Origin of the sequence: Aeromonas simiae, from assembly GCF_014892695.1 — a bacterium.
GTDB lineage: Bacteria > Pseudomonadota > Gammaproteobacteria > Enterobacterales > Aeromonadaceae > Aeromonas > Aeromonas simiae.
The window spans coordinates 3,010,575-3,023,461 of the sequence record NZ_CP040449.1; the positions used below are offsets into that span (position 1 = coordinate 3,010,575).

Here is a 12,887-nt window from a genome sequence, read left to right on the forward strand (position 1 = left end):
GCCCCGTTTACACTATGGGGACTTTTCAACACTGGTCGGGGTATGAACTTGAACCGGTTTACAAAGCTGCTAAGTGTAACACGACTCGCCGGCATCCTGATCGCCGGTCTTCTTTTGGCTTCCTGCGCCTCCGGCCCGGGCAGTGGCAACGAGCCGCTGAGCCTTCCCTCCCCCTTCTCGGCCGTGACCCAGGACGCCGGCTGGTATCTCGATCGGGTCAGCGATGAACATCCGGATGAGGCATTCGTCTGGCAGATCCTGGCTGCCCGCAGCTATCTGGCCTCCGGCAAGACAGAACCTGCCGCGGCTCTGCTGCAACAACTGCGCAAGCAGGGCAAGAGCGCCGAGCAACTGGCCCAACTACAACTGCTGGAAGCCCAGGTAGTGCTGGCCAAGGGGAATACCAAGGGCGCTTTGGCCCTGCTGGAGCAAAAGCCGGCCACCCAGCTCGATCCCGACACCGAGAAGGCGTGGTATCTGCAGCGTGCCTCCCTCCAGCTCGACAATAAAGATCGCTTTGGTGCCGCCAAGAGCCTGATAGCCCTCGATCCCTTCATTAAGGATGAGGCGCAAAAGGAAAACCATCGCCAGATATGGATCCTGCTGCAAGGCATGACTCCCGCAACCCTGCAATCCCTGCAAGAGGCACCGGCTCCTGACGTTACCACCGGCTGGTTACAGTTGGCGGCGCTGGTGAACCAGTACGGTGCCCAACCAGATCAGCTGCCCCGCCAGTTGCGCATCTGGAAGCGCAGCTTCCCGCAACACCCGGCGCTGGGGGATATGCCGGCCGGGCTCGACAAGCTGCTGGCTACCGAGCTAAATGAACCGCTGCAAGCCGCCGTCATGCTGCCACTCTCTGGCAACTTAGCCGCCCAAGGACAAGCGCTACAGTACGGTATCCTGATGTCGTACAAGCAAAGCGGCAGCCAGCTCAAGGTGAAGTTCTATGACACCCAGAGCAAGCCTATCGCCACTCTCTACCAGCAGGCGGTCCAGGAGGGGGCGGACATGATCATCGGCCCGCTCCTCAAAGATAGAGTGCAGGCACTGCTGGATCTGAAACCGACCATCCCCGTACTGGCGCTCAATGAGCTCGACAAGCCGGTGCTTGACGAGAAGAACTTCTTCTTCTCCCTCTCGGCAGCGGCCGATGCTGGGCAGGCGGCACAGTATCTCTATCAGCAGGGTTATCGCCAGCCCATGGTGTTGGCCTCACAGGATCGAATCGGTTATGCCGGTGTGCAGAACTTCGAAAAGGCATGGCAGGCTGTCAGCCAGGGGCGACCCGTGGTGGCCACCTTTGGTGGGCGCCAAGAGATCGAGGGCATGGTGCGTAACGCCCTGAGCGGCAAGACGGCTGGCCGGATTCAGCAAGTCAGCGATCTCACCAGCGATACCCCGCGACATAACACCTTCAACGGTATTGATGCGGCCTACATCATCGCAGGCCCGGTCGACACTCGTACCATCAAGCCCTATATCGATTTCAATGTCAGTCAGGCAAAAGGGGGGCTCGCCACCTTCATTGCCGGCCGTGGCTATGACAGTACTGCTCGCGAAGTGCTACCCGAGCTCAATGGCGTACACATTTCCGACATGCCGCTGATGCTCGGAAGCTACGACGGCCTCAAAGCCCAAATCCAGCAAATGTGGCCGCAGCTAAGCGGTGATCGGCTACGTCTGTTTGCCATGGGTTATGATGCCTTCACCCTGACTGGCAAGCTGCAACAGCTGCGCGCCAACCCCAGCATGCAGCTCTCCGGGTTGACAGGCCAGCTCAGCATCGACGGCAACGGCGTCGTGCAGCGTCAACTGAGCTGGGGCATCTATCAGAACGGCATCGTACGCGATCCCCATGCCCTGCCCGACAATACGGAGGCAACATCGGATGAAGCGACTGATGAACCGGATGCGTCAGGGTCTGAACAGCCTGTTGCCTCAGACCCAGCAGAACCGGGGCAAGCACTTTGAATTGATGGCAGAGCAGAGGCTGCAATCCGCTGGATTGCAGCCTCTTTGGCGTAATTACCGCTGCCGTGGTGGCGAGATCGATCTCATCATGCGTCACGGCCATACCCTGGTTTTCATCGAGGTTCGCTATCGCGCCAGCCATCGTTATGGTGGTGCCGCCGGATCTATCACCAAAACCAAGCAACGCAGGGTACAATTGGCCGCTCGCCACTATTTGCAACAACACGGCCTCAATGAAGCCCTGCAGGCATGCCGCTTCGATGCCATGGTGTTTGAAGGCGATATTCCTGAATGGATCCAGAATGCGTTTTAAGAGGATAAGATGACAGACCGCATCAAAGAGAATTACACCGAAAGCATCCAGACCAAGATCGCTGCCGCAGAGGCCCTTCCCGAGGCCATTCATACTGCCGCTCAAATGATCACCATCTGTCTGCTCAACGGTCATAAGGTGCTGGCCTGTGGTAACGGCCCTTCTGCCGCATTGGCTCAGTTGTTCATCGCCGAACTGGTCAACCGCTATGAGACCGAGCGCCCGGCCTTGCCAGGCATGGCTCTGACACCGGACATGGCTACCATCAGCGCCATCGCCACCGACAATGGTTTCGAAGAGGTCTATGCAAAGCAGATCCGAGCCCTTGGCCAACCAGGAGACATCCTCGTCGCTCTGACCACCTCAGGCCACAGCCGCAGCCTGATCAAGGCGGCGGAGGCAGCCCTGTCACGCGACATGACCATCATAGTGCTAAGTGGGGGGGATGGTGGCGAGATGGCTGGCCTGCTTGGCCCCAATGACGTCGAGATCCGCGTACCTTCAACTCGGACACCTCGCATTCTTGAGGTCAATCTGTTGACCCTGCACTGCCTGTGTGATCTCATCGACCAGACTCTTTTCCCGCAACAGGAAGATTAACCATGCAGAAGACTCCTCTTCTTATCGGTCTGCTGGCCGGCTCCCTGCTGCTGCAAGGTTGTGCAGCCGTATTTGCCGGTGGTGCCGCCACCACAGCCAAGGTCGCCGGCGATCGCCGCACCGTGGGCGCGCAATGGGATGACCAGACCATCGAACTCAAGTCTGCCAACCTGTTGGCCGACAACAAGCAACTCTCGGCAGCCAGCAAGATCAGCGTTTACAGCAATAACGGCCGGGTCTTGCTGATCGGCCAAACGCCCAGTGAAGCCTACAAGGTCGAAGCCGGACGCATCGTCAGCCGGGTGTCTGGCGTCCGTCATGTCTACAACGAGCTGCGCATCCGCCAGCCGGTTGATCTCAGCGTTCGCAGTAACGACACCTGGATCACCTCCAAGGTGCGCACCGACATGCTGGGCGCCAAGAATTTTGACAGCGGCAAGGTCAAGGTGGTGACTGAGAACGGTGAAGTGTTCTTGATTGGTCTGGTAACCCGGGCCGAAGGTGACCGCGCCGTCGAGATAGCCCGTCACGTCAGCGGCGTGAAGCAAGTCATCAAAGCCTTTGAATACGTTCAGCAGTAACCCGCTGTGACGCATGAAAAAAACGCAGCCAATGGGCTGCGTTTTTTATTTCATCATTTGACCACTTTGAGGCTCGGCCGACCACTTGGGCGTGGTGGCTCGGGATCCGGTTGCGACGACTCATCCGCAGATGCCAACCAGGCCTCATAGGCAGGCTCAGGGGGAAAGAGCGTTCCGACGCCATTCTCCCTAGCATGAATGGCAACCACGGCAGCCATCGGCACATAGACCTGCTGTGAAACACCGCCGAAACGGGCACTAAAGCTGATGGCATCGTTGTCCATCTGAAAGCCCGCCACCGCACGCGGCGCTATGTTCAGCACTATCTGTCCGTCCTGGGCAAATTGCAGCGGTACAGCCACATGGGGAAGGTTAACGTTGACCACCAGATGCGGAGTCAAATCGTTATCGAGCAACCAGTCATAAAACGCCCGCAACAGATAAGGGCGGCTGGGCGTCATATTAATTTCCATGCTCATGCCCCGAGACGAATCTCACGCTCGGTTTCAGTCAGGGAAGCCTGGAAGGATTCACGCTCGAACAGGCGAACCATGTAGGCTTTCAGCTCCTTGGCGCCACGTCCTGCCAGATCGATACCGAGGCTCGGCAGACGCCACAGCAGTGGGCCCATGTAGCAATCCACCAGACCAAACTCCTCACTCATGAAATAGGGCATTTCATTGAAAATCGGAGCAATGGCCAGCAAGTTGTCACGCAGCTCGTTGCGGGATGCCTCGACATCCACGCCAGCCATGATCTTGTCAGCCAAGGTATACCAGTCCAGTTCGATGCGATGCATCATCAGACGGCTGTTACCACGGGCCACCGGGTAAACCGGCATCAGAGGCGGATGGGGAAAGCGCTCGTCGAGATATTCCATGATGATGCGCGAGGTATAGAGAGCCAGTTCGCGATCCACCAGGGTGGGTACAGTGTTGTACGGGTTCAGTTCGGCCAGCTCGTCTGGCAGATTGTCCATATCAACCTGGCAAATATCCACGCTGACACCCTTCTCCGCCAGCACGATACGCACCTGATGGCTGAACATATCGTTGGCACCGGAAAACAGCGTCATCACAGAACGCTTATTGGCAGCTACAGCCATTGACCCCTCCAGTCATTAAAAAGAACAAACGGCAATGAAGCGACAGGCTTCATTGCCGTACACTATTTTACCCTTTTCTGGTCGCTTAGTGAACGTCGCGCCAGTACTCCTTCTTCAACAGCACGGTGAAGATGAAGAAAATCACGATGAAACCCAGTACCCAGAAGCCCATACGTTCACGTTCGAGCTGTACCGGCTCACCCGAATAGACTAGGAAGTTTACCAGATCAAGCACTGTCTGGTCATATTCTTCGGTGCTCAATTCACCATTGCCGTCAGAAACGATACTGTGCGGCACCTTCACCTCTTCGCCATTTACTACCTCAGTGGCGTAATGCAGGCGCGGTGTACCTTGCAATGGCTCTAGCACATGGGGCATGCCTACCGCAGGGAACACCAGATTATTCACACCGAAAGGACGGGAAGGATCGACATAGAAGGAGCGCAGATAGGTGTAAATCCAGTCCGCGCCACGCACTCGAGCCACCAGCGTCAGATCCGGCGGCGGTGCCCCGAACCACTTGGCGGCCTCTTTTTCGGCGACCGCATTTTTCATCAGATCGCCACTCTTGGCGCCGGTGAAGATAAGGTTCTCCCGCATCAGATCCTCAGGGATGCCGAGATCCTGGGCCACCCGGTTGTACCGCTGGTACTGGGTACTATGGCAACCAAAGCAGTAGTTCATGAAGGTCGTCGCACCACGTTGCAGTGACACCTTATCGGTCAGATCGTAGTGAGCCTTGTCCAGCTTAACCCCCTCACCTCCGGCCGCCATGGCAAACGCGGGGAGCAGGGTGAAAAATGCGATGATCATTTTTTTCATTTGAAAGTCACCCTTTCCGGCAGCGGCTTGGTGCGCTCGTTCTTGCTGTAGAAAAACAGCAGTACGAAGAAACCGAAGTATCCCAGCGTGCAAATCTGGGCGAGCAGTGTCAGGGTCGGCGTGGAGGGCAGCACCCCAAGAATGCCGAGAATGATAAAGCAGACGACAAACTGGGCGATGTTCAGCTTGTGCAACGTGCTGCGATAGCGTACCGAGCGCACCTTGCAGCGATCCAGCCAGGGCAGAACGAACAGTACCCCGATGGAAAGACCCATCATGATGACTCCGAGCAGCTTGTCCGGCACCGCCCGCAAAATCGCGTAAAAGGGTGTGAAGTACCACACGGGAGCGATATGTGCTGGGGTCTTCAGGCCGTTGGCCACCTCGAAGTTGGGCTTTTCGAGGAAGTAACCGAACATATCGGGCTTGAAGAAGATGATGAGGCAGAAAAAGAACAGGAAACCAGCCACGCCGATCATGTCCTTTACGGTGAAGTAGGGATGGAACGCCACGGCGTCGAGCGGCCAGCCGTTCTCATCCTTGTGCAGCTTGATGTCGATGCCGTCCGGGTTGTTGGAGCCTACCTCATGCAGTGCCAAGATGTGCATCGCCACCAACAGCACCAAGACCAGCGGCAAGGCGATGACGTGCAGGGCAAAGAAGCGGTTGAGGGTTGCCCCCGAGATCACGTAGTCACCACGGATCCACAGGGTCAGGTCATCACCGATCACAGGGATGGCGCCGAACAGGGAGATGATCACCTGGGCTCCCCAGAACGACATCTGCCCCCACGGCAGCAAATAGCCCATGAAGGCCTCTGCCATCAGCACCAAAAAGAGCAACATGCCGAAGATCCACAGCAACTCACGGGGTTTCTGATAGGAGCCATAGATAAGGCCACGGAACATGTGCAGATACACCACGACAAAAAAGGCCGACGCACCAGTGGAGTGCATGTAACGCAGCAACCAGCCGTAATCGACATCGCGCATGATGTATTCGACCGAGGCAAACGCCCCTTCGGCTGAGGGGTTGTAGCTCATCGTCAGCCAGATACCGGTCAGCAGCTGGTTAACCAGCACCAGCATGGCCAGAGAGCCAAAGAAGTACCAGAAGTTGAGGTTCTTGGGCGCCGGGTACTTGGCCATGTGATCGTTATACATGGCGGTCAGCGGGAAGCGGGCATCGATCCAGCCCATCAGTTTACCGAGCATGATCAGGCCTCCTCGCCGTCGGCACCCACCAAAATGGTGGTATCACTAAGGTATTGATAGGGTGGGATCACCAGATTGAGCGGGGCAGGCACCCCCTGAAAGACGCGGCCCGCCATATCAAACTTGGAACCATGACAAGGGCAGAAGAAGCCGGATGTCACCCCTTCCACCTGCTCAGCAAAGCTATCTGGCAGGTAGTTGGGCGAACAACCGAGATGGGTACACAACCCTACCGCGACAAAAATTTCCGGCTTGATGGAGCGATATGCATTCTTGGCATACTCAGGTTGCTGCGGCTCATCCGATTGGGGATCTCTCAACTTGCCATCATGGGCGGGCAACGAATCCAGCGTCATTTTAGAGCGGTTAACTACCCAAACCGGCTTACCACGCCACTCCACCCGGATGAGCTGACCCGGCTCAAGCTTGCTGATGTCGACCTCCACCGGAGCCCCTGCCGCCTTGGCCTTGGCGCTCGGATTCCATGATTTGATGAAGGGCACTGCAGTGAATGCCGCCCCAACCCCACCAACCGCAATGGTTGACCAGGTCAGAAATCTACGGCGGCCGTGATCAACAGGCGCATTGCTCATCCAGAACCTCTCCCATGTGGACTCCGCTCATTCTTATCGTTTCCCTGCATACGACTCTCAGTGACCATAGTAACAGGAGCGCGGGTTATAATTGTCACAGAAAAATCGAGGAAATATTAAGGAAAAGATAACAAGCTGACAAGAATGGTTAACTGACACGAAAGCGATAGAGAAGGGATTTTGTGCCTTTTGTGACATAGGGTTGGATTTTCCACCCACACGCCTTCACACATAAAAAAAGCCTGGCTTGCGCCAGGCTTTTTGAAACCCAATAAGGGTTCGCATACCAAAGCGAATTAACGCTTGGAGTATTGCGGACGCTTACGAGCTTTGTGCAGACCGACCTTCTTACGCTCAACCTTACGGGCATCGCGAGTAACAAAGCCAGCTTTACGCAGTTCAGAGCGCAGAGTCTCGTCATACTGCATCAGAGCACGAGTGATACCGTGGCGGATCGCGCCAGCTTGACCGGAGATGCCACCACCGTTAACGGTGATGAACAGATCCAGCTTTTCGGTCATCTCAACCAGTTCCAGCGGCTGACGAACGACCATGCGGGCGGTCGGACGGCCGAAGTACTGCTCCAGAGAGCGCTGGTTGATTACGATCTTACCGCTGCCTGCCTTGAGGAATACGCGAGCAGTGGAGCTTTTGCGACGGCCGGTACCGTAGTATTGATTTTCTGCCATGTTGCCAGTTCCCGATTAGATATCCAGTACTTGAGGTTGCTGAGCAGCGTGGTTGTGCTCGGCGCCAGCGTAAACTTTCAGCTTACGGAACATGGCACGGCCCAGCGGGCCCTTCGGCAGCATGCCTTTGACAGCAGCTTCGATTACCATTTCCGGCTTACGCTGAATCAGCTTGTCAAAGCTGATCGACTTGATACCACCCGGGAAACCGGAGTGAGCATGATACATCTTGTCGGTAGTCTTGTTACCGGTTACACGTACCTTCTCAGCATTGATAACGATGATGTAATCACCGGTGTCAACGTGCGGAGTGTACTCGGCTTTGTGCTTACCGCGCAGACGGGCAGCGATCTCAGTGGCGATACGACCCAGAGTCTTGCCTTCTGCGTCAACAACGTACCAGTCACGTTTTACGGTTTCTGGCTTGGCAACGAAAGTTTTCATTAAGTTAAACCCAATTACCTGTTACAGACCCAATTGCTTGCGGGGGCTCGCCCACAAACAACAAACGATAGCCTACCTGTACCCCTTCGAATACAAGTAAGACCTTAAAGAGTGCAGTCTTATCGACTGCTTGTAACGTGGGCCGGGCGATTATAAGTGAAGTTGCCTTAAATATCACCCATCAATTTCACTGCCCATGACATTGATGAATCTCGCCCGGCCCTACCTGCCGCAGATGCCCATCCGACTGGCAGGCGCGGTATTGTGACTAAGGAAGGTGCACTCTGGCAAGGTATTCGTGCGATTGCATCTCCTGCAACCGAGACAGACAGCGCGCAAACTCGAAATTGAGCAGCCCTTGACCGTAAAGCTGGCTCATCGGAACCGCAGCCGAAATGATCAGTTTGACGTGACGCTCGTAGAACTCATCGACCATGGCGATGAAGCGGCGAGCAGCATCATCCATCCCCGCCCCCATGGGTTGCACCTTGGCCAGCAACACGGTGTGGTAGCAGCGGGATAGCTCGATATAGTCACTCTGGGAGCGCGGGGTGCAGCACATCTGCTCAAAATCGATCCAAAGCACTCCATCGTGGGCCCCCTCAATCCTGACTTCACGCCCCTGCACCGTGAGCACACCGGCCATCGGCTCAGCGCCGCTCAGTTGGCTAAAGCAGAGTGTCAGATTCTGTACAGCCTGCTCATCGAGGGGTGAGTGGTAGATCTCAGCTTGCTCCAGGGTACGCAACCGATAGTCGGTGCCACCATCCACATTGAGGACATGGCAATGCCGCTCGATAAGCTCAATGGCGGGCAGGAAACGGGCCCGTTGCAGACCATTGCGATACAGATCGGCGGGCGGGATGTTCGAGGTGGCCACCAATACTACTCCTCGCGCAAACAAGGCTTGAAACAGGGTGCCAAGCAGCATGGCATCGGTGATGTCAGAGACAAAAAATTCATCGAAACAGATGATGTCCGCTTCCTGGGCCAGGGTATCGGCGACTTTCTGCAACGGGTCTGCCACCCCGGACAACCCCTTCAACTCAGCATGGATGCGCAACATAAAACGGTGGAAATGCATGCGCAGCTTGCGCTCTTCAGGCAGGCAATCGAAGAAGAGATCCATCAGCCAGGTTTTGCCTCGCCCGACGCCCCCCCACATGTAGAGCCCCTTCACCCCCTCAACCGGCGCCGCTTTGCATAGCCGCTGCCACCAAGGTCGCGAGCTGGTCGGAGTCGGTCGCCGGCGTAAATCCTGATAGAGTCGTTCCAGTTCAACCACGGCGGCCGCCTGAGCCGGGTCGGCCACAAAACTGGCTGCCTGTAGCCCCTGTTGGTACTTCTGTTGCGGAGTCATTTCCTATCTGCTTCCAAGTCCCTGAATCCGGGACAAAATGGTACCACGCCCCCAAGTGGCACGGTATAGTGCCCGAGAGGGAGTATGGTCTCCGAGCCGTGGTCTCCCGTTTGAATTGGTCGTAAAAAGGAGCGTCTATGAGTCTGATAAGTGCTATTGGTTTGGCCGTTGTAGCCCTGGTTCTGGGTATCGTACTGGGACGCCTCAGCGTGAAGAGTCGCGATGCCAGTCGTTTGGAGCAGGATCTGAAGAAAGCCCGCCAAGAACTGGTGCAGTATCAGGGTCAGATCAGCACCCACTTTGCCGACAGCGCCGCCTTGATGGAACAGATGGCCGAGCAGTACCAGACCCTGTACCGTCACATGGCCGAGCAAAGCAAGTCGCTGGCCAAGGATAGCGAGAACCCGTTCAAGGCTCTGCCCGAAGAGACTGGTGCCGAGCCGGTCAAGGAACCCGACTTCCCTCCGCGCGACTACGCCGGTTCATCTGGCCTTCTCAAGCAATCCGGCCAGGGGTAAATGAACTAATTGCCCTCGGCCGTGGTCTGACATTGTCGTACAGCATTGTTTTTCCTAACGGGAGCAGTCTCTTTTATGCGTAAATCTCTCTCTTTGCTCAGCGTGGTGGCCTTAAGCGTTGGAATGGCCCTCTCCGCTGCCCCCGCTCAAGCCGCCCTTCCTTCTCTGTTTGGCGGAAGTGACAGCGCCAGCAGTGAAATGCCCAGCTTGGCGCCGATGATCGAGCAGGTCACCCCGGCGGTGGTCAACATCTCCGTTTCCGGCAAGAAGATCACCCGCCAACGCCTGCCCGAGCCCTTCCGCTTCTTCTTCGGCCCCGACATGCCAAGCGAACAGGTACAGGAGCAACCCTTCCAGGCCCTCGGCTCCGGCGTCATCATCGACACCAAGAAGGGCTATGTGATCACCAACGCCCACGTGGTGCACGAAGCCGACGAGATCAAAGTCAGCCTGAAGGACGGGCGCGAGTTCACCGCCAAGAAGATTGGCGAGGACAAGCAATCCGATATCGCCCTGCTGCAGATCAAGGCTGACAACCTGGTTCAGATCCAGATGGCCGACTCCGACAAGCTGCGGGTCGGTGACTATGCCCTCGCTATCGGCAACCCGTTTGGCCTTGGTCAGACCGTGACCTCGGGTATCGTCTCAGCGCTTGGGCGCAGCGGCCTGAATATCGAGAACTTCGAGAACTTTATCCAGACCGATGCCGCCATCAACTCTGGCAACTCGGGTGGTGCCCTCATCAACCTCAAGGGTGAGCTGATCGGCATCAACACCGCCATTCTGGGGCCAAATGGTGGCAACATCGGCATCGGCTTCGCCATCCCCTCCAACATGGTGCGCGACCTGACCGATCAGATCGTCAAGTTCGGCGAAGTCCGCCGCGGCCAACTGGGGATCCAGGGGACCGAACTGACCTCCGATATCGCCAAAACCTTCGGCTACGACAAACAGTACGGTGCCTTCGTCAATCAGGTGATGCCGGGCTCCGCCGCCGAGAAAGCCGGGATTAAGGCCGGTGACATCATCGTCAGCATCGATGGCAAGGAGATCCGCTCCTTCGGTGAGTTGCGCGCCAAGATCGCCACCATGGGGGCTGGCAAACAGGTCAAACTTGGCTTGATCCGCGATGGCAATGAGCAAGTTGCCGCCGTCACCCTGAAACAGGCCGATGACAGCGACGTACGCGCCGATGTGCTGCACCCGGCACTGGATGGCGCCAAGCTGAGCAACGTCAGCGAACCGGTCACCGGTGTCGAGGTGAGCGACATCAATCCGCGCTCCGCCGCTGCCGCATCCGGCTTGCAGAAGGGAGACATCATTATCGGTGTCAACCGGGTACGAGTGAACAACCTGAGCGAACTCGGCAAGGTGCTCAAACCGAAGAGCGATGTGCTGGCACTCAACATCCAGCGCGGTGATGCCTCTCTCTATCTGGTCATCCGCTGATCGGTATGTTGTTGAAATCAAGCCGCGGGAGATACCCGCGGCTTATTTTTAAGCATAGATAATGCTATCCTCAGCCGGCGACGGTTCGGATGAGACGCAGATGAAAATCCCCCCTACTCTCAGTTACTTGAGTAAGGCTATTGGCTTTGGCCTAGCCATGGCAGCCATCCTGCTGCTGTTTTTTCCCGCTCTGCGTGGCGGCGCCCCCATGTCTATCAGCTCAACTCGAGACATGAGTTTCTCCTATGCAGCGCATCGAGCCGGCCCTGCCGTCGTCAATATCTATACCCGCAGCTTCACCTCGCGTAATAACCAGTCAGAGCTGACCCCTCAGGGGCTCGGCTCTGGCGTCATCATGAGCGAGCGGGGCCACATCCTCACTAACTACCACGTGATTGCCGAGGCAGACCAGATCATCGTCGCCTTGCAGGATGGGCGCATCTTCACCGCCGAGCTGGTCGGTACTGACAAACTGACCGACTTGGCCGTCCTCTATATCGAGGCAGACAGCCTCCCTGTGATCCCACAAAATCCGGAGAATCAACCCGAGGTGGGCGATATCGTGCTCGCTATCGGCAACCCCTACAACGTGGGGCAGACCATCACGCAGGGCATCATCAGTGCGACGGGGCGGATCGGCCTATCCAGTATGGGGCCGGAGAGCAACGGGCGTCAGGACCTGCTGCAAACCGACGCCGCCATCAATGAGGGCAACTCGGGGGGGGCGCTGGTCAATGCTCGGGGCGATCTGGTCGGCATCAACACCGCCGCCTATCACATCAACGGTAATCAGGAGAGCTACGGCATCAGCTTCGCCATTCCCTATAAACTGGCCAAGCGCATCATGGACGAGCTGATCACCCACGGTCGGGTCATCCGTGGTTACCTCGGCATATCCAGTATCGAGATCAACCCCATCATTGCCCGCATGATGAATCTCGGTGACCTAAGTGGTCTGGTGGTCGAAAACCTAGACCCCAATGGTCCGGCCACCAAGGCGGGGATGCTGCGTGGGGATGTGCTGCTCAAGATCAACGGCGAGGCGATCAAGGGGATCCGCAATGCGATGGATCGGATTGTCGAAACCCGCCCCGGCAGCAAACTGACCTTCACCATCGTCCGTGACGGCAAGAGCCTAGATCTGCCCGTCGTCATAGAAGAAGATCTGCGCTACCCCCAGAAGTGAAACCAAAAAGTCAGGCCGGCATAATGCCGGCCTGACGT

Annotated in this window: 15 protein-coding genes; 7 read left to right on the plus strand and 8 right to left on the minus strand. The window is 56.9% G+C overall.

The genetic code is table 11. The annotated features are described in order from the left end of the window. Positions 1 to 42: 42 nt before the first annotated feature. From FE240_RS14275 to dolP, 4 genes are read left to right on the plus strand one after another with little or no spacing between them, the layout of a single operon-like run. Positions 43 to 1,974 (plus strand): penicillin-binding protein activator, encoded by a 1,932-nt coding sequence (locus FE240_RS14275; RefSeq protein ID WP_193001854.1) that lies wholly within the window; start codon positions 43 to 45, stop codon positions 1,972 to 1,974. Further along, positions 1,892 to 2,287 carry a YraN family protein gene (locus FE240_RS14280; RefSeq protein WP_226798836.1) on the plus strand — a complete coding sequence of 132 codons (396 nt, stop codon included), beginning with the start codon at positions 1,892 to 1,894 and terminating at the stop codon, positions 2,285 to 2,287. The genes FE240_RS14275 and FE240_RS14280 overlap by 83 nt, the downstream gene beginning before the upstream one ends. Positions 2,288 to 2,296: 9 nt before the next feature. Beyond that, complete coding sequence (locus tag FE240_RS14285) at positions 2,297 to 2,887, plus strand: D-sedoheptulose-7-phosphate isomerase (RefSeq protein ID WP_193001855.1); 591 nt, start codon at positions 2,297 to 2,299, stop codon at positions 2,885 to 2,887. 2 nt (positions 2,888 to 2,889) lie between these two features. After that, positions 2,890 to 3,468: a division/outer membrane stress-associated lipid-binding lipoprotein gene (dolP, locus tag FE240_RS14290; protein ID WP_193001857.1), complete on the plus strand. Its 579-nt coding sequence runs from the start codon at positions 2,890 to 2,892 to the stop codon at positions 3,466 to 3,468. 53 nt (positions 3,469 to 3,521) lie between these two features. Here the strand turns inward: dolP and FE240_RS14295 are convergent, their stop codons facing one another. The 8 genes from FE240_RS14295 to zapE form a co-directional block, all read right to left on the minus strand. Further along, positions 3,522 to 3,947, minus strand: a complete 426-nt coding sequence (locus FE240_RS14295) for a ClpXP protease specificity-enhancing factor (RefSeq protein WP_193001858.1) — start codon at positions 3,945 to 3,947, stop codon at positions 3,522 to 3,524. Further along, positions 3,944 to 4,573 (minus strand): stringent starvation protein SspA, encoded by a 630-nt coding sequence (sspA, locus tag FE240_RS14300; protein WP_042045445.1) that lies wholly within the window; start codon positions 4,571 to 4,573, stop codon positions 3,944 to 3,946. Before sspA ends, FE240_RS14295 begins: the two co-directional genes overlap by 4 nt. Positions 4,574 to 4,658: 85 nt before the next feature. Next, the gene (locus FE240_RS14305) at positions 4,659 to 5,396 is read right to left on the minus strand and encodes a cytochrome c1 (RefSeq protein WP_193001860.1); all 738 of its coding nucleotides are present in this window, start codon (positions 5,394 to 5,396) and stop codon (positions 4,659 to 4,661) included. Beyond that, entirely contained in the window at positions 5,393 to 6,610 is a 1,218-nt protein-coding gene (locus FE240_RS14310) for a cytochrome b (RefSeq protein WP_193001862.1), read from the minus strand. Before FE240_RS14310 ends, FE240_RS14305 begins: the two co-directional genes overlap by 4 nt. 2 nt (positions 6,611 to 6,612) lie before the next feature. Then, entirely contained in the window at positions 6,613 to 7,203 is a 591-nt protein-coding gene (gene petA, locus FE240_RS14315) for a ubiquinol-cytochrome c reductase iron-sulfur subunit (RefSeq protein ID WP_193001864.1), read from the minus strand. A 296-nt stretch (positions 7,204 to 7,499) separates the two neighbouring features. Next, positions 7,500 to 7,892, minus strand: coding sequence for a 30S ribosomal protein S9 (rpsI, locus tag FE240_RS14320; RefSeq protein ID WP_193001866.1), 393 nt, complete (start codon positions 7,890 to 7,892; stop codon positions 7,500 to 7,502). 15 nt (positions 7,893 to 7,907) lie between these two features. Next, positions 7,908 to 8,336: a 50S ribosomal protein L13 gene (gene rplM / locus FE240_RS14325; protein ID WP_042045440.1), complete on the minus strand. Its 429-nt coding sequence runs from the start codon at positions 8,334 to 8,336 to the stop codon at positions 7,908 to 7,910. Between the two features lie 268 nt (positions 8,337 to 8,604). Continuing rightward, positions 8,605 to 9,696: a cell division protein ZapE gene (zapE, locus tag FE240_RS14330; protein ID WP_193001868.1), complete on the minus strand. Its 1,092-nt coding sequence runs from the start codon at positions 9,694 to 9,696 to the stop codon at positions 8,605 to 8,607. Between the two features lie 137 nt (positions 9,697 to 9,833). On the opposite strand from zapE, the gene FE240_RS14335 reads away from it, so the two are divergent. The 3 genes from FE240_RS14335 (at position 9,834) to degS (ending at position 12,849) form a co-directional block, all read left to right on the plus strand. Further along, positions 9,834 to 10,214 carry a YhcB family protein gene (locus tag FE240_RS14335; protein WP_193001870.1) on the plus strand — a complete coding sequence of 127 codons (381 nt, stop codon included), beginning with the start codon at positions 9,834 to 9,836 and terminating at the stop codon, positions 10,212 to 10,214. 75 nt (positions 10,215 to 10,289) lie between these two features. Next, entirely contained in the window at positions 10,290 to 11,663 is a 1,374-nt protein-coding gene (locus FE240_RS14340) for a Do family serine endopeptidase (RefSeq protein ID WP_193001872.1), read from the plus strand. Between the two features lie 100 nt (positions 11,664 to 11,763). After that, positions 11,764 to 12,849, plus strand: a complete 1,086-nt coding sequence (gene degS, locus FE240_RS14345) for an outer membrane-stress sensor serine endopeptidase DegS (RefSeq protein WP_042045436.1) — start codon at positions 11,764 to 11,766, stop codon at positions 12,847 to 12,849. Positions 12,850 to 12,887: the final 38 nt, after the last annotated feature.